Source organism: Salinibacterium sp. SWN248, from assembly GCF_015864575.1.
In the GTDB taxonomy this organism is placed as follows: Bacteria; Actinomycetota; Actinomycetes; order Actinomycetales; family Microbacteriaceae; genus Rhodoglobus.
Map to the genome: position 1 here is coordinate 1,982,496 of NZ_JADYWW010000001.1, position 16,108 is coordinate 1,998,603.

15 protein-coding genes are annotated in these 16,108 nt (G+C 59.8%); 10 read left to right on the forward strand and 5 right to left on the reverse strand.

The features are described from left to right. The first annotated feature begins 81 nt into the window (after positions 1 to 81). The 5 genes from I6E73_RS09545 (at position 82) to I6E73_RS09565 (ending at position 5,539) form a co-directional block, all read left to right on the forward strand. Entirely contained in the window at positions 82 to 1,020 is a 939-nt protein-coding gene (locus I6E73_RS09545; RefSeq protein WP_307784277.1) for a sugar phosphate isomerase/epimerase family protein, read from the forward strand. 132 nt (positions 1,021 to 1,152) lie between these two features. Then, positions 1,153 to 2,133, forward strand: a complete 981-nt coding sequence (locus I6E73_RS09550) for an ABC transporter permease (protein WP_197124844.1) — start codon at positions 1,153 to 1,155, stop codon at positions 2,131 to 2,133. Between the two features lie 48 nt (positions 2,134 to 2,181). Then, complete coding sequence (locus I6E73_RS09555; protein WP_197124846.1) at positions 2,182 to 3,183, forward strand: substrate-binding domain-containing protein; 1,002 nt, start codon at positions 2,182 to 2,184, stop codon at positions 3,181 to 3,183. A gap of 15 nt (positions 3,184 to 3,198) precedes the next feature. Next, a complete protein-coding gene (locus I6E73_RS09560) occupies positions 3,199 to 4,713 on the forward strand; it encodes a sugar ABC transporter ATP-binding protein (protein ID WP_197124848.1) in 1,515 nt (504 codons plus the stop codon). A 28-nt stretch (positions 4,714 to 4,741) separates the two neighbouring features. After that, positions 4,742 to 5,539 carry a cyclase family protein gene (locus tag I6E73_RS09565; RefSeq protein WP_197124850.1) on the forward strand — a complete coding sequence of 266 codons (798 nt, stop codon included), beginning with the start codon at positions 4,742 to 4,744 and terminating at the stop codon, positions 5,537 to 5,539. An 85-nt stretch (positions 5,540 to 5,624) separates the two neighbouring features. On the opposite strand, the gene I6E73_RS09570 is transcribed toward I6E73_RS09565, so the two are convergent. Then, complete coding sequence (locus I6E73_RS09570; RefSeq protein WP_197124852.1) at positions 5,625 to 6,425, reverse strand: SDR family oxidoreductase; 801 nt, start codon at positions 6,423 to 6,425, stop codon at positions 5,625 to 5,627. Between the two features lie 156 nt (positions 6,426 to 6,581). Between I6E73_RS09570 and I6E73_RS09575 the strand changes: the two genes are divergently transcribed. Both I6E73_RS09575 and I6E73_RS09580 read left to right on the forward strand, forming a co-directional pair. Continuing rightward, entirely contained in the window at positions 6,582 to 6,797 is a 216-nt protein-coding gene (locus I6E73_RS09575) for a hypothetical protein (RefSeq protein ID WP_197124854.1), read from the forward strand. A gap of 27 nt (positions 6,798 to 6,824) precedes the next feature. After that, positions 6,825 to 7,679 carry a carbohydrate kinase family protein gene (locus tag I6E73_RS09580; RefSeq protein ID WP_197124856.1) on the forward strand — a complete coding sequence of 285 codons (855 nt, stop codon included), beginning with the start codon at positions 6,825 to 6,827 and terminating at the stop codon, positions 7,677 to 7,679. On the opposite strand, the gene I6E73_RS09585 is transcribed toward I6E73_RS09580, so the two are convergent. The 3 genes from I6E73_RS09585 to I6E73_RS09595 all read right to left on the reverse strand — a co-directional run bounded on the left by I6E73_RS09585 (position 7,649) and on the right by I6E73_RS09595 (position 11,007). Further along, complete coding sequence (locus tag I6E73_RS09585) at positions 7,649 to 8,947, reverse strand: MFS transporter (protein ID WP_197124858.1); 1,299 nt, start codon at positions 8,945 to 8,947, stop codon at positions 7,649 to 7,651. The two genes, I6E73_RS09580 and I6E73_RS09585, sit on opposite strands and share 31 nt — an antisense overlap. Then, complete coding sequence (locus I6E73_RS09590) at positions 8,947 to 9,483, reverse strand: winged helix-turn-helix domain-containing protein (protein ID WP_197124860.1); 537 nt, start codon at positions 9,481 to 9,483, stop codon at positions 8,947 to 8,949. The genes I6E73_RS09585 and I6E73_RS09590 overlap by 1 nt, the downstream gene beginning before the upstream one ends. A gap of 78 nt (positions 9,484 to 9,561) precedes the next feature. Next, on the reverse strand, positions 9,562 to 11,007 hold the full coding sequence (locus tag I6E73_RS09595) for a threonine/serine exporter family protein (protein WP_307784278.1): 1,446 nt from the start codon (positions 11,005 to 11,007) through the stop codon (positions 9,562 to 9,564). Between the two features lie 201 nt (positions 11,008 to 11,208). Between I6E73_RS09595 and I6E73_RS09600 the strand changes: the two genes are divergently transcribed. The 3 genes from I6E73_RS09600 to I6E73_RS09610 all read left to right on the forward strand — a co-directional run bounded on the left by I6E73_RS09600 (position 11,209) and on the right by I6E73_RS09610 (position 14,435). Beyond that, complete coding sequence (locus I6E73_RS09600) at positions 11,209 to 12,159, forward strand: DUF368 domain-containing protein (RefSeq protein WP_197124862.1); 951 nt, start codon at positions 11,209 to 11,211, stop codon at positions 12,157 to 12,159. A gap of 223 nt (positions 12,160 to 12,382) precedes the next feature. Further along, positions 12,383 to 13,507, forward strand: a complete 1,125-nt coding sequence (locus I6E73_RS09605) for an EcsC family protein (RefSeq protein WP_197124864.1) — start codon at positions 12,383 to 12,385, stop codon at positions 13,505 to 13,507. Between the two features lie 328 nt (positions 13,508 to 13,835). Continuing rightward, positions 13,836 to 14,435 carry a DUF368 domain-containing protein gene (locus I6E73_RS09610; protein ID WP_374189166.1) on the forward strand — a complete coding sequence of 200 codons (600 nt, stop codon included), beginning with the start codon at positions 13,836 to 13,838 and terminating at the stop codon, positions 14,433 to 14,435. A 400-nt stretch (positions 14,436 to 14,835) separates the two neighbouring features. Here the strand turns inward: I6E73_RS09610 and I6E73_RS09615 are convergent, their stop codons facing one another. Beyond that, a complete protein-coding gene (locus tag I6E73_RS09615; RefSeq protein ID WP_197124866.1) occupies positions 14,836 to 15,966 on the reverse strand; it encodes a DNA cytosine methyltransferase in 1,131 nt (376 codons plus the stop codon). Positions 15,967 to 16,108: the final 142 nt, after the last annotated feature.

Below are 16,108 nucleotides of genomic sequence, written 5' to 3' on the forward strand. Positions count from 1 at the left end.
CAGACGCTGAGGTCTCCGTTCCCTTTTCCCTTCTGCACTTTTGCCCGACTACGGTCGCGCCACAAACGTTAGGACAATGACGTGTCCGCATATACCGCTGATACTTGGCCCATCACCAGCTGCATGCTGGGGTTGGATACCACCACACGCGATGGAACACCGGCTCAGACTGCTGGCCCAGAGTTTTGGAGGAAGCAGCTCTCCAAGATTGCGAACCAGGGTTTCACCAATGTGGAGCTGTCGGATGCGTGGCTGAAGCCGGCTTTGTTGAGCAGCAGCGAGCGTTCCGAGCTGGTCTCAATCGCGGCTGAACTGGGAATGAATATCCCGTCAGTTCACATTCAGCGTGTCAGCGTGATTGAGCCGGGCAAGGAAGCCGAAAACTTGGCTTACCAGCACGCATCGATTGAGGCTGCGGCCGAGATGGGTATCAGCGTCTATTCAACGGGGCTGCACCAGCCGTTCAATCAGGCTCAGCGTGAAGCACTCTGGTTTTGGAATGGTCAGGGGCCGATTGACCCGGTCGGCGATACCGAGGTGTGGAACACTGCGGTCACTCGCATCCGAGAGCTCGCACGTCACGCTCAAGACCTCGGCATGATCACTTCGCTCGAGATGTATGAAGACACCTACATTGGCTCTTCAGACAGCGCTGTGCGTTTCGTTGAGGATGTCGGAACCGACCTCGTCGGCATCAACCCCGATGTCGGCAACCTGGTTCGCCTCCACCGCGAAGTTGAGGACTGGCGCGAGACATACGCCAAGACACTCCCCTACGCCAACTACTGGCACCTCAAGAACTACACCCGCGACGAGGCAGCCGACCACTCGTATTACGCAACCGCCCCGAGCACGCTGCGTGACGGCGTTATCAACTACCGCGAGGTAGTCGAACTCGCTGTTTCGCTGGGATACAGCGGAATTCTTACATGTGAGCACTATGGTGGCGATTCGATCAGCGTGTGCGGTGAAAACCAACGCCACTTGCGCGGCCTCCTCGCCGAAACCTTGGCGGGCTAAGCCACTGGTTTAGTCAGCCGCCACCGATCGACCCCTCGACTGTAGAGAAACCGCGAATCCCGAAAAGATTCTCGCCACAACCCTGGAGACAATGATGACTCTCAACATCAACCCAACCGCTGGACTGTCAGCGTGACCGCGACCGTAGCCGAGCAGCGAACGTCGCGCTCGGGGTGGAGCAAGTTTGTGGCCACGTATCGTATTGAGGCAGCAATGTTGGGCGCACTTGTCCTGCTCGCTGTTGTCTTGACGATCATTGAGCCGCGCTTCTTGTCGTCGTCGAATATGCAGAACATCCTGTCGCAGGTGATGGTGCTCGGCATTATCGCGATCGGTCAAACGTTGGTGGTTCTCACCGGCGGCATTGACTTGTCGGTCGGCGGCATCGCCGCAGTTTCTATCGTGGTGGGCGGCTTGGTTATGCCGAGTGCTGGCGTTCTCGTTGGCGTGAGCGTGATGTTGCTCGTCGGCCTCTTAGCGGGGCTGGTCAACGGCATCCTCGTCGCCTATGTCAAGCTCGCCCCGTTCATCGTGACGCTCGGGATGATGTCGATCACGGCGTCACTGGCGTACGTGCTTTCTGATGGCCGCTCCATCTTCAACCTGCCGGATGCCTTCGCATTTTTCGGCAAGGGAAACATCGCCGGCATCAAGTTTTATGTCATCGTCTTCGTCGTCCTTTATGTTGCGGCTCACTTCTTCTTGACGCGCAGCAAGCCGGGTCGTTTCATCTATGCAATCGGCTCCAACCCTGAGGCGGCTCGCCTGTCGGGTATTCGGGTTTCCTTTTATCAGGTGATCCCCTACGCCGTCACTGGCCTGCTCTGCGCTTTGGCCATGACGATCGAGTCGTCGAGGCTCGGCACCATCGACCCCAACACCGGTAGCGGTTTCGAGTTGACCACGATCGCGGCGGTCGTTATCGGCGGCGCTTCGCTCATGGGAGGCAAGGGCAGCGTGCTCGGAACCCTGATCGGAATCTTCTTGATCGGCGTTCTTCAGAACGGCCTCAACATCATCGGCGTCAATGCGTTCTGGCAGGGCACGGCGTTGGGAACCGTCATTATCCTCGCCGTCGTTCTCGACCGAGTAGTTCGCGTTCGCAAACGCTAATTTTTCACCCGCACAAACACAGCAACACACACATATCAAAGGAGAATCATGCGTGTAACTAAACCCTTCATCGCCGCAGCGGCAATGGCAGCGTCAGCACTGGTGCTGTCCGGCTGTTCCATCGATGGAGCTGACTCAAGCAGTGCTAGTCCCGAGCTCACGGTTGCGGGGTGTGAGGCCTCGAGCGTCGCCTACATCACCTCCGCCACGAGCGTCGCATTCTGGCGTTCGCTTTCGGTCGGCATCCAGGATGCAGCTGCAGAAGCTAGCGCTGAGGTCACGGTCTATGACTCAGACAACAGCCAAAGCAAGCAGCTTCAGAATGCTCAGGATGCCATCACTGCTGGCGTTGACGCCATCATCTTGTCGCCCACCGACACAGCCTCGGCTCCGGCAGTGCTGGAGGCAGCAACTGCCGCCGGCGTTCCGGTGATCATCGCTGATATCGGCACTGACAGTGGCGAGTACGTGTCGCTGATCAAGACGGACAACGTTGCTGCAGCTGAGGGCGCTGGCGAAGAACTCGTCGCAGCCCTCCAGGCCGCGGGGTTCGACGAGGGTGAAGTAGGCATCATCGGAATCTCGCAAACTCGCCAAAACGGCAAGGACCGGACTGAGGGATTCACCGGGCCTGTCGAAGCAGCTGGTTACACGATCGTTCCTCTCCTCGAGTCGGCTGACTACACCCGTTCTGAAAGCCTTGGCTTCACTCAGGACCTGTTGGCCGGTCACCCCGACCTTCTGGGTATCTTCACTGAGCACGACGAAGCCACCCAGGGCGCACTGACGGCTATCGATGGAGCAGACGTCCCCATCGTTGTCGGCTTCGACGGCAGCCCTGACACTCTGGCATCCATCAAAGCTGGCGACGTAGCCGCTGCAGCAATGCAGCAGCCGGTACTGATGGGCCAAGAAGCATTCACCGCCGCGTGCAGCTTCTTGGATGGCGAAAGCGTTGATGCAGAAATCAGCGTAGAAACGATCTTGGTCACGACCGAGAACGTGCTCGCCATCGAAGACCAGGTACAAGACACCGTCTTCAAAGAATAGACATCGAGAACTGGCATGACTGTTAACATTCCGCTCCTCGAAGCTTCGGGGATTCAGAAGAGCTACGGTGCCACGCGCGCTCTGGCCGGTGTCAACTTTGACATCGGCCGGGGCGAGGTCGTCGCACTGGTCGGAGAGAATGGCGCCGGCAAGTCAACGCTCGGCAAGATTCTTGCTGGCGCGACTGAGATGGATGAGGGCACGGTTTCCGTGAACGGCAAGCCAGTCTCGTTCCGCTCAACTAAGGACGCTCTCGACCATGGTGTTGCGATCGTTCTTCAAGAGTTCAATCTCATTCCTGAGATGACTGTGGCAGAGAACTTGTTTCTCACCCGCCCCTCCGGCTACCGCTGGGGTTGGTGGAAGAGCCGCAAGTCGCAGGTTGACCAGGCGTCGCACGCTATTGCTGACGCCTACATGGATTTCGGTATTGATCCCGAAGCGTTGGTGTCTGAGCTGAGTGTGGCCCAGCAGCAGATCGTCGAGATCATCCGTTCACTTTCGGTGGATGCTCAACTCTTCATTCTGGATGAGCCTTCCGCCGCTCTTGGCCGCCGCGAGACAGATTCGCTGCTTCAGCTCATTCGTCGTCTTCGCGAAGATGGCCGTTCGGTCATTATCGTCACGCACCGTCTTGATGAGGTTTATGCGGTTGCTGACCGTATTTTCGTTCTTCGCGATGGCGTAGCGCGCGGAGAGTTTGATCCTGCCACTACCAGCACCGACGATCTCATTGCGGCAATGGTGGGTCGCGCACTCGATAAGGAGATGCACGAGGCACGCACCATCCAGGTTCCCGGTGAAGCTGTGCTCACGGTCGACAAACTTGTCGTTCAGGGCACGTCATCCGAGTGCTCATTTCAGGTTCGCCGCGGCGAAATTGTGGGTGTCGCTGGGCTCGTGGGTTCCGGCCGCACCGAGCTGATTCGCGCTATTTTCGGGGCAGACCCGGCCATAAGCGGAACGGTTACTTTGGGCGGCACGTCGGGTGTCATCCGCTCGCCGCTCGCCGCCGTGCGCGCCGGTGCTGCCATGGTTTCTGAAGACCGCAAGACTCTTGGTCTCCACACCGCGCTCACCATTCACGACAATGTGGTGCTCTCCTATTTGGCGAAGCACGGCAAGTTTTGGCTCAACCGCAAGAAACTTGATGCGGATGTCGCCCGGCAGGTCGATGATCTGCGCATCAAGATCGGCGGAAGCTGGCTAGAAGCCGGTGTGCTCAGTGGCGGCAACCAGCAGAAAGTTGTGTTGGCGAAGTGGCTGCTCTCGAAGCCAGATCTGCTGATTCTGGATGAACCGACGCGAGGAATCGACGTGGGTGCTCGGGCCGAGTTCTACCGTGTGGTTGACGATCTTGTCGCTCAGGGCATGGCGGTGCTGATGGTATCGTCCGAGATGCCTGAAGTGCTGGCACTCTCTGACCGCGTGCTTGTGATGAGCAAGGGCGCGATTGTCACGGAGCTCACCAGAGAAGAAGCGACCGAGGAACGAATTCTGTCCTTCACCGAGGTAATGGCCACCGCTTAATAGCTGGCCCGAAGAGAACGGATGCCCCATGGCTCTCCCCACCGGCACGATTGTTGATCTCACCCTTCTTCTGGCAGAGGAACTCCCCTGCACATGGCCGGGCCACATGCCCTACCAACAGAAGACGTTCAACTTCTTTGAAGACGGCGGAACCACCGAGGCGCACCTACAATCTCATTGCGGCAGCTACCAAACGCGGTGGCTCCTCATTGACGAGCACACGGGAACCCATATGGATGCGCCTGCGCACTTCCTGCCGGGTTCCCACACCGGCATCGACGGAGCATCCGAGGTCGGCGACATCACGGCAGAACATGTTCCCCTGGAGCAGTTGATGGGCCCCGCCGTCGTAATCGACGTCGAGTTCTTGGTGGATGCTGAGATGGCGCCCGGCGTCAGCCCGGCGATCACAGCAGACCACATCCGGGATTTCGAGCGGGAGCACGGCGAGATCGCTGCTGGCGACATCGTGCTGTTCCGCGCCCGCTGGGACGAAAAGCATTATCGCGCTGGCCTCGACGGACGCGCGTACGCGCACAACGGCGTCATTCTCAAAACAGGTCCAGCCTGGCCCGCGCCGATCGCAGAAACACTCGACTACCTTATCTCCAAGGGTGTGCGCTGTGTCGGCACCGACGGCCCCAGCATGGGATCTGCGCACGACGGCAGCGGCGTGCACCTCGCCGGTCTCGGCAACGGCGCCGTGTTTATCGAAGCGCTCGGCCACCTCGGCGCACTTCCTACCCGTGGCGCAGACTTCGTGTTCGCACCGCTTAAGGTTGCGCGCGGCACCGGCGCTCCGGGGCGCGCGTTCGCGTTCGTTTAGACCAGCAGTCTGCTAGAGCCGACAGAGTTTCGAGGGGCACCAAAATGCGGCACCCCTCGAAATGGTTCTGGCTAGATGCTTCTGACTAGATGCTGTTGTGATCCTTTACAGCAGCTTCCATGTCGGCAAGCCCAGGTGCCATGGCGGCGTCAACGGCGAGCGGGTCAGAAGCGTTGAGCTCCTGCATTCCACGGCCGTCGGGTGCCGATGCGTTGATCTCGTGCTCGTCTGAGGCAAGTCCGGTCATGACCTGAGCGACGACGTCAGAAACGGGGCGGCGCTCCCAATCAGCGTTCTGGCTGCTCATCATCTCGGTGTCGGTGGCACCGGGGTAAACCGTGGCCACGTGCACGCCCGTGCCGTGCAGTTCGCGACGCATCGCTTCACCGAACGCGGCCAGACCTGACTTGGTGGCGGCGTAGACGGCGTAGAACGGCATCGCGACAAGGGCGATTTCGCTCGAGATGTTCAGGATGAGGCTTCCGTTGGCTGCACCGCTGGTGCGAAGCTGCGGCAGCAGTGCCTGCGTAAGCAGCACCGGTGCGGTGAGGTTGAGGTCGATCATCGCGGTGGCTTCTGCGGCGGTGGACTCTTCGAGTCGTCCAGCACGCACGTTTCCGGCGTTGTTCACGAGAAGGTCGATGGTGTCCCACGACTTCACGGCGTCAGCGACGTTCTGCGCGCCATCCGCCTGACAGAGGTCCTGAACCAGAATTTCGGATGTTCCACCGGCGTTCTTTACAAGGTCAGCGGTCTCCTGCAGGGTGGCTTCCTTGCGGCCAACGAGCAGCAGGTGTGCACCCTTGGCAGCGAATTCGAGGGCGATAGCCTGACCAATTCCTTGGCCAGCTCCGGTGATGATTCCGCGACGGTTGTTGAGATCCATTGTGGGGATCCTTCCTATTGTGGGGACGGGTCGCGAAGGCGACCCGGAAACAAACTCTCGTTATGTACCGAACGGTACCATAAACATCTGGCCGCGCTCCGAATAGGTCGGTATTCTGTTCCTCACACAATGACGTGCAACGGAAAAGAGGAGCTCATGCCTTACTTCACCGTAAATAAAAACGCCCAGCCCAACTCCGGCGACCACGAAGTTCATGATTTGGCATCAACTCGAGGCTGTCTGCCTAGTGTCGACAATCGCACCGATCTTGGCGAGTTCGCCTCGTGCAGCGATGCTGTGACTGCCGCGAAGAGCCAGCACCCGAAAGTCAACGGCTGCTACTGGTGCGCGATCACCTGCCACACGACCTAGCACTGCTGGCGCCAGTACTGTGTGACCATGCCGAACCGCATTCTCATTTCTGGCCCCGTGTCGTGGAACAGCATTGTCTATCTCGATCACTTGCCCGAACCTCGCCCGCACATGCAGTTCGCGTTAGAAGATTTCGAGACTGTCGGCGGCACCTCCGCCGGTAAGGCTCTGCACCTAGCCGGGTTGGGCCGAAGGGTCAGCTGCCTTACGGCGGCGGGTGAGGATGCGGCGTCTATCCGGCTACTCGCGGTGTTGGAATCGGCGGGGATTGAGCTGCGGTGCGTCACCGTTCCCGGCGCCAGTGAACGCCATCTGAATCTGATGACGCGGGCCGGTGAGCGAGTGTCGCTCTACCTGTCGACCCCCGCCTTCGTCGAGCCAGATGTCGCGCAGTTTCGCGCGCTGGCCGAAGGTGCGGAGGCGCTTGTTATGGACCCATCGGAGACCTCTCGAGCGCTTCTCCCTGAGGCTGTGGCATCGGGTATCCCTATCTGGACCGATCTCCACGATTACGACGGCCGGTCAGATTTTCACGAACCGTTCGTTCAGGCGGCGTCGCACCTCTTCATGAACGCCGATGGGATGCCGGACCCGCTGCCCTTCATGCGCGATCGGGTGAATGCGGGCGCAACGGTGGTCGTGTGCACGCTAGGTGCCGAGGGAGCTATGGCGCTCGACGCCGAGGGACTCCACCGAGTGGATGCCTCGCCTGCCGAAATCCGCGACACAAACGGCGCCGGTGACGCATTCTTCGCAGGCTTTCTGCACGCAACATTGTCGGGCTCCGACACGGATGGGGCACTCGCTTCGGCAGCCTCGCAGGCGGTAGTCGCGCTCGAGTCGAAGCACCTTCATCCCTGCGTTGAGAACACGCTTGGGTAGTCTTCGATTTTCTTCGCCGAAACCTGCCCCCGCGGCCATGATTCGCCAAACGCCTTCCACAGCATCGGCAGAAGCACGGCAGAAACGACCAACAAGACACCGCCGAACACTAGAAAAACAGTCGGCGCATCGGTCGCCGTCGCCAAAAGCCCTGCGAGCCCAGCGCCGACAGGAAGTGCGATACGAGCCAGCACTAGGTAGGTGCTGCTAACACGGCCGAGCATGTGAGGTTCGACGGTGGCCTGCCGGATGGTGATGGTCATCACATTCCACACCGTGACGGCTGCACCGTTGGACGCAAGCAATACCGATGCGAGCCAGAGGTCTCGTGTCCAGGTGAGGGCGATGATCGAGACCCCACTAACGAAAACGGAAATGGCTGCAGCACCTGGCGCGCCTAGTCCCCGAATGACCTGAATCGCGATGCGTGAACCGGCTAAGGAGCCGACTGCAGCCAGAGCCAGCATGATGCCGAACCCGATCTCGCCAGATTGCAAGTCGCGCAGCGCGTAGATCGCGGCAACTCCCCAAAACGCTCCGGATACTCCTGCCCATACCGCCAAGAGTAGGGACATGACGCTAAGCAGTCGAGAGTGCATCACTACGCGAATCCCCTCGGCCAGCTCCTCGAAGAAATCCCGGAGGCGCCCTTGCCGAAGCACTCGATGCGGCACAGCAGTTTCGGGCGCACCCTCCACTTCGCCCAGCGACACCAACGCAAGGGCAGCGGCAGCCAGCACCAGCACGTTCGCGAGTATCGGCAGTGGTTGAGCCACTGCGAACAGAATCCCGCCCAGCGCCCGCCCGACGAACATCTCGCCGACAATCTGCCCGGATTGCAGGTCAGAGTTCGCGCGTCCCAGATTGTCCGCAGCCACCAACCGGGGAAGGATCGCGTGTGATGCTGGATCCGAAACCGCCTCCCCCACCCCATACAGGAACGCGGCCGCGCACAGCATCGGGATATCGAGCGCCTCAAGGGCTATCGCGACCGCCACGACCGCCAACACGACCGCGCGCCCCGCCTGAGAGAACGCGATCAGCCGTCGCTTCCTTACCCGGTCTACGAAGACTCCGGCAACCTGCCCAAAGAGCAGCGCCGGCACGTACGTGAATACGGTCACCAACGCAATGAGTGTAGGGTTCTCGGTTACTTGAGTCGCCAGCAAGGGCAGTGCGACGAGACGGATGCCGTCGCCCACGTTGGTCGCAGTGACGGCGCCCCAGAAGACCCAGAACGGTCGCCCTTGCTTCTGCCCGCTGGACACTATTCGCTTCTCGTCGGACTGCCTACCGAATAGGTGAATGCGCCGAGCGAGACAATATCTCCGCCGTCGACCTCCAGCTGCCGGATGGATGCCAGTGCACTCTCCAGCAGGGCGACTGCGGCTTCTTTGCCAGCAGCATCCAACCTCACCTGCGAGACGAACAGTCGCTGGGACTGGCTTGCTTCCATCTGCGTTGCCAAGGCCCGGAGCACCGCGGGTCGGGCACCCGGTTCGCTGCCATCAGGATCGCCGGCAATGGACGGTGCCGTGATCCCCCAGAGTTGCTGTCGTCCGCCCCGAACCGTGCGCTCACCAACCTGGCGCACAATGCTGGCATGCTCGAGCACGCGCAAGTGGTAACTAATGCTGCCCTTGTGAAGCCCTAATTCGGTCGCGAGCTCGGCCATAGTCCACTCGCGATCTCGCAGCAGCCGAAGCATGTCGAGCCTTGCAGCGTTGGCAAGGGCGCGCAGGTCGCCCGTGCCGGATGAATCGTCAGCCGGAACCGAGGCCGCGCCATCTACCGAATTCGTCATCTCATTAGTGTCAATGAGTGTCGACACTAATGTCAAGAAATTGTGGACAAGCCCATTCGCGCGACGGCGAGGGCACCGCTACCGCGGCGTGCGCGACCGCTTCAGCGCCGCCATTGCCGCGCGGTCGAACCCGAAGGTACGGCGAGCAACGAATCCGCCGATAGTTGTTCCAGCCGCCAAGCCGAGGCCGGTCGCGAGTGCCATCACCATGGAGGGCAGTGCATCGGTGACGCCGAACTCAGAATCCATGAGTGCGTAGATACCGCGGTACAGCGCGAGGCCAGGGAGCAACGCAATAATGCCGACCATGTTGGTGGCGCCTTCTGGCACTTTGAGCCAGCGGTAGAGAAGGTAGCTCACGACGCCGGCCGCTGTTCCGGCAATGGCAGGAGCAAGCCCGGGCGACGACGCCAAGGGCAGCACGAACCAGTAGACGGCGTACACGAGGGCGGCACCCATCGCCATGATCGGGAGCAACCGCATCCGCACATAAGAGGCAAGGGCGAAGCCGACGGCGATGATGGCCGAGCCGACCATTCCCGAGATAACACTGCGGCTGTCCCCCAGCGTGTCACCGATCGCCACCGGAATTCCGAGGCGCAACGAGATGCTCAGCACGATTGAGATGCCGACAGCGAGACCGAGCGTCATCATGATGACCTCCATGCCGCGAGCCGTGGCGGTGACGTAGTAGCCGCCGATCGCGTCACTCGCCGCAGACGTGAGGCCGACACCGGAAAGCAGCATGATGATTCCGGAGATCACAATCACGGTCGGGCTGTTCGATCCGGGAATATCGATCCCGATCGAGCGCAGCCAAAACATGAACACCGCAATGACGCTAATAACGCCGGCAGCGGCCATCTGCGCGAAGAAGGCGGGGACAGACAAACGTTCAAGACGACGCGTCAGTATGTCTGAGAGGGCGGCGGATATTGCAGCTACAAGAACCAGCACAAAGCTGGCACCGAAGATCACAACAACACCTGCCGCGAGTATGCCCTTGCCAGCGGTGACGACCCAGCGTCGGTAGGGATGCGGCGTGGTGAGGATCGCGCCCAGCTCCTCGCGGGTCTCATCCACATCCCCAGGGCCGTCGGGCCCAGTGATCACGTCGATGAGCCAGTACACGTTCTGCAGTCGCGTGTAGTCAATGGTGCGCACTTTCACGATGCGCATGATCGACATGGGGTCTTCGTTCATCCCCCGGTGTATCGAGACGGTGAGCGACGTAAAGGTGATGTCGACGTGCATCCCGGTAACGCCATATGCGGTGCTGATGCGCAGCACGGTCGCCACAACGTCAGCGGCGGATGCTCCGGTCGCGAGCATCGCTTCGCCCGCGCGCAAACACAGGTCGATGACCGAGCGCGCGTGACGCTGAGACAGCTGATGTTCGCTCCCCGGCAACGACAAGAGTTGCGTGGGCGCATTGTTGGAGCGCAGGGCTCCCCCGGCCATAGTGATGAGGGATCGACTGATCCGTTGCTGGAATGCGCGAAGTCGATTGTTGCCCGTAGTCACCCCTCTAGGCTACGGGCTGCAACATGGGAATCGGTCCGCGACGGGACCAATATCCACCGCCACCTCAACTAAATCGACTACTCTGCACGATGGTGAAAAAATCCACCGCTCCGGATGCCGCACCCTGCGTTTCAGCTCAGGGCGGGCTCCCCAACAACTACGGCACGAACCACTAGCCGCTGAGAAGAAAACGAGTAAGCGATGACCCGAGTTCACCCCGTCATCCGCACTGTCGGTGATGCCTTTCGCGGCATGCTGATCGGCTTCGCTGAGATCGTTCCCGGCGTCAGTGGCGGAACCATCGGCCTCCTCGTCGGCGTCTACGACACGCTCATCGATGGCGCCGGGCACCTCGCCCGTGGTGTGGCGCTCACGATCGCCGACGGCATCCGTGGTCGCGGACTTTCGCGCGCTGGCGCCCACTTCCGTTCGGTGCGATGGAATGTCGTGCTGCCCATTGGTATCGGGATGCTCGCCGCCATCGTCATCGGCGCTGCGCTGCTCGCTCCCCTGATCGAGCAGTACCCCACCGGCACCCGCGCAGTGTCTGCCGGACTCATCGCCGCGTCACTCATCGTGCCCGCCCGCATGGTCGGCGGGCGTTGGACGTTCCCCGAGGTTCTGATCTGCCTCCTAGCGGCCGGTGTCGCTGTTGCGCTCACGGGCTTGCCGCGTGGCGGGGAAGCGGATCCCACGCTCATCGTCGTCTCGCTCGCTGCGGCCCTCGCGGTGTGCGCCCTCGTGCTGCCCGGAGTTTCGGGCTCCTACTTACTGCTGATTCTGGGCATGTATGCGCCCACTCTCGCTGCGGTCAACGACCGCAACTTTGGCTACCTCGGAGCCTTCGCCATCGGAGCCATCGTCGGTCTCGGCCTCTTCGTCTCGGGCCTGCAGTGGCTCCTCAAGAACCGCCGCCGCGTCACCCTCGTCATCATGACTGGCCTCATGCTCGGCTCGCTCCGCGCCCTTTGGCCTTGGCAGACCGAGTCCGGCGAAATACTTGCGCCCGAATCCGACTTCGGAGTCGTACTGCTACTCATCGCCATCGGTGCCGCAGTCGTGCTCGGCATCATCGCTGCGGAAGCTGCCCTCACGAAGCGGCGGATGCTCTCGCCCGAGATCGTCGCTGATCCTGAGCCGCATAACGATTAGCAGAATTGAAGCCCAAAGCCATACCGCGGTGAGCGTTTCGCCACAGGCTAGTTAGTCCGCAACAGAGGGTGTGTAAGACACGACAGTTGGAGGTTTTCCAACGATGGTGGCCGGTGACGCCAGCTGCCCCGAGAGCTTTCAGGACGAGCTGTGAGAGGCCGTCAATAAGCAATGTCAAGTGCGTCGAACTGGCTTGAAGACTGCGATGCGGCACAATGTCGATATGACATCACCTTCGGAATACGAATTGATCGCGTGGCGACACGTTCAAGATTTTAAGGGGCGCACCATTTCGCGCACGGCCAGAAAAGCCGGCGAGAAAGTTGTAGAGGGAGTCAACGCATTTGGAAAACAAGCTTCCAACTACCTCGAGAGCCACCCGAAGACGCAATCTGCTGTTGCGCGCGGACAAAACATCGTCGGAGCGGGCATCTCAGCAGCCGGCAGTGGGTTCCGAACCGTAGTCGATGCGGTGCCTGAGGGCGTCACTGATTGGAGTGGCTCAGCCTTCGACTCAATACGCAACACCACTGCTCGCGTCTCGCGAGCAGGATTGTCTCCCAAAAGGGTGATGGCACGCCACCGGAAGCGCGGACATGAGGTGAGTGCATTTGCAGACCTGCGCCATCTCGATTTGGAGCAAATTGATATCGTGCGTGGTCGCGGCGCTTCCTGGTACTACCCGGCAACCGCGGCTCTTTCGGGCATGGGAGCTGGACTTGTAATATCCGGGGGTGAGCTCGTCACAGTGGCTTCGGCTGGCGCAGCAGCTGCCCCTTCGGGAGCAGCGGTCGTCGGCGCTTTCACTGGCGATGCAGCTATCGTTCTGGGTCTTGCATCGCGGTCCGTAGGACACGTCTCATTGTTCTACGGCTACGATCCCGAGGAGCCCGCCGAAAAACTCTTCATCATGTCTGTTGTGAGTGCCGGATCAGCATTATCTGCAACCACTAAAACCGCGGCAATGGCCGACATTTCGCGTCTGACTCAGGCGCTCGTGCGCGGGAAATCTTGGGAAGTACTTAATGCGTCGATCGTCTCAAGAGTCTCAACCGCATTTGCTAAACAGTTCGGTTTCCGACTTACGAAGCAAGGACTGGGAAAAGTCGTACCAGCAGCCGGAATTTTGATTGGCGGCACCCTCAATTGGTCAACGCTTGAGGGGATCGTGGACGCTGCCGATATAGCTTACCGTCGGCGTTTTCTCCTCGAAAAGTATCCATATCTAGCTGATGATGAGAGTTCGGACTTCGTCGTTAGCGAGGATCAGGAATCCGAACATGTTGATGATCACTCGATTAGCGTGCTCGACAACCTTGCCGACGCAGGCGGACCTGATTTGCGATAGTTGTTTTTGGGGTCTGCAGAGCACTCCCCAGCGATGCACAAGGTTGAATTCATCATTGTCGCCTCCCCGTCTCCGACCGAGACGCAGCTGAGGAGCGAAGATTTGAAATGTTTGCTTTCAGTCCACACTTCCCACTACTACTCTGGTGGTGCGGGCATCGAAGATCGTCACGATTTCAGCGCCCTCAAAGTACCCACCAAAACGTGTCTGCTGAACTCTTACTGGAGTCGTTGTCTGTCGGTCAGCTCGGAGCACGAAGTATCGTGCTGCCAGCACCACGTCCTCTGAGTGCAGGCTGTCGCGGTTCACTACCGTTTCAGCCGGCCTCATTGCGGCATCCCTCATCGTTCCGGCCCGCATGGTTGGCGGACGCTGGACCTTCCTCGAAGTCGTCGTCGGCTTGCTTGCCGCCGGCGTCGCCGTTGCTCTCACAAGCTTGCCGCGGGGCGGGGATGTCGAACCTGCGCTGATCGTGGTGTCGTTCGCAGCCGCTTTGGCGGTCTGCGCTCTCATCTTGCCCGGAGTATCGGGCTCCTACCTTCTGCTGATCCTCGGGATGTACGCCCCCACACTCGCGGCCGTCAACGATCGCAAGTTTGCCTACCTCGGCGCGTTCATCGCCGGTGCGATTGTCGGTCTGGGCCTCTTCGTCTCGGGCCTGCAGTGGCTACTGAAGCACCGCCGCCGCATCACCCTCGTGATCATGACGGGCCTCATGCTCGGCTCGCTGAGCGCCCTCTGGCCCTGGCAAACCGAGTCAGGCGAAGTCTTGGCGCCCGAAGGCGACCTCGGGCTCGTACTGATCCTCATCGCCATCGGTGCCGCGGTCGTGCTCGGCATCCTGGCGGCAGAAACTGCTCTCATGAAGCTGCGGATGCTCTCGCCCGAGATCGTGGCTGATCCTGAGCCGCGCGGCGCTCAGGTGTGACGGTCGTTCGCCTAAATGCGCGATGTCGAAAACCGTGAGATTTAATTCTTCTCATTCAATAAGGCGCTAGGTCATTTCGACACTTTGAGCATGTGGCGGCCTAACAACGTCACAGCTCGCTGCAGTCTAAACTCACTCAACCTTTGGGATTTTTCTGCGGATGCGACGGCCGTTCGTTTTGTAACGATCCAGACGTGGGGATCGTTCGGACGTCAATACACGACCTAAGTCTTTAAGCCTGGCTGGAGCGTTACGGTTTTGCTCGTGAGCAACGAAAAACTTCCTCTTTCAGCCCGCCGCTTAGACCGACGCAACGCAGGTCGAGCCAGCCAGTTCGGAAAGGAGTCCTCCACACTCGATCTCAAAAATTCATCACGTTCCCGAGACCCACACAACGATCTCACCGGCTCGATGAGAGCGGGACTTCTTTGGCAATTCCTGTGTGGAGCGCTGGGATGATGGCGTTTCTCGCTAGCCACTCAACAACCGGGACACAAACTGCGTCACCGAAACCGGAGTAAATATCCCGTGTCTTTTGATCTGACAATTCGAAATAGGGCGCACCCATTAGCTTGGCGTATTCAGCGGGGGTCATCCAACGCACTCCCACCTTCCCTCGGCCCGCGAGAACTACAGCTTGGACTGACGACCCCCCGCTCGCAGTCCTGAGACAACCCGCGATGTCGTCGCGTCGGATCTCCCAGCGCGCCGCCCCATTCCGCATACGCCGAAAAGCGGTTCTGAAGGTTGGTTCATCCTGAGAAGCGAGGTGGGCCAAACGTGTTGATTGGATTGCTGTCAACGAACTTGTAAAAGACGCAACCTTCGTCTTGTCCCACCAACGGATGTCGTGCTCATCCACCCGGTCAGCCAGTGCTGAGAAGCCAGATGCAAGAAGCTCCGGGGGCTCAGGAAGCGCCGCCCGATGCGTGCGCAAAGCAGGATCCGCAAAAATCCACTCGAGGGCATGCGGACGCAATACCGAAGGGCGCGGATCCTCGATGACCTTTCCGAGAACTGCTAGCAAAAATAGCCGGGGCCGGGACTGCGGGACAAACCTTCGGGAATCGATTGACAGTACATCCACCGAGTACCCAAGCCCGTTTAGTGCAGATATCGCGGTTGAGATGTCTCGCCCTTGGTTGCTGTTCGCGAAACCAGTGACGTTCTCAATCGCGAGCACTTTTGGTTTAGACGTTCCTAGCGCAGAAATGTTTCTAATAAAGCTCCAATACGCCGCGCTAGATCCGGCATGAATGCCGCCCCGTGCGCCCGCTAGAGAAAGATCTGTGCAGGGAAATGAAGCCCAGCCAATATCTATTCCGCTAGGCATTTCCTCCGCAGAGACATCAGCAAGATCGCCAACGAGGAGTTCATGCCCTGATTCGTCATCTCCGAATTGCGAACGAAACAGAGCAGCCTTCTTCCGGGAAATATCGTTCGACCAAACGACTTCGATTCCAGCATTCTCAAGCCCTATTCGTGCCAACCCGATACCGGCAAAGTATTCGCTGGCGCGCAACTTGCCCATTCTTGTGTTCTGCAACGCTTGCCGCCTCAACAATCCCGAAACTCGAGGGCCATGGCCAAACATTTGACCCGAAATATGCACTCTAGTCGCGTAGCTGGAATGTGGACTATTTCAGCTGTCTAGATTCGCCCCTTGACTCCGT

Excerpts from the sequence above, each read along its gene's own strand:
- I6E73_RS09555 (WP_197124846.1), top strand. The coding sequence starts at position 2,182 with ATGCGTGTAACTAAACCCTTCATCGCCGCAGCGGCAATGGCAGCGTCA.
- I6E73_RS09560 (WP_197124848.1), top strand. The coding sequence starts at position 3,199 with ATGACTGTTAACATTCCGCTCCTCGAAGCTTCGGGGATTCAGAAGAGC.
- I6E73_RS09565 (WP_197124850.1), top strand. The coding sequence starts at position 4,742 with ATGGCTCTCCCCACCGGCACGATTGTTGATCTCACCCTTCTTCTGGCA.
- I6E73_RS09570 (WP_197124852.1), bottom strand. The coding sequence starts at position 6,425 with ATGGATCTCAACAACCGTCGCGGAATCATCACCGGAGCTGGCCAAGGA.
- I6E73_RS09575 (WP_197124854.1), top strand. The coding sequence starts at position 6,582 with ATGCCTTACTTCACCGTAAATAAAAACGCCCAGCCCAACTCCGGCGAC.
- I6E73_RS09580 (WP_197124856.1), top strand. The coding sequence starts at position 6,825 with ATGCCGAACCGCATTCTCATTTCTGGCCCCGTGTCGTGGAACAGCATT.
- I6E73_RS09590 (WP_197124860.1), bottom strand. The coding sequence starts at position 9,483 with ATGACGAATTCGGTAGATGGCGCGGCCTCGGTTCCGGCTGACGATTCA.
- I6E73_RS09600 (WP_197124862.1), top strand. The coding sequence starts at position 11,209 with ATGACCCGAGTTCACCCCGTCATCCGCACTGTCGGTGATGCCTTTCGC.
- I6E73_RS09605 (WP_197124864.1), top strand. The coding sequence starts at position 12,383 with ATGACATCACCTTCGGAATACGAATTGATCGCGTGGCGACACGTTCAA.
- I6E73_RS09615 (WP_197124866.1), bottom strand. The coding sequence starts at position 15,966 with ATGGGCAAGTTGCGCGCCAGCGAATACTTTGCCGGTATCGGGTTGGCA.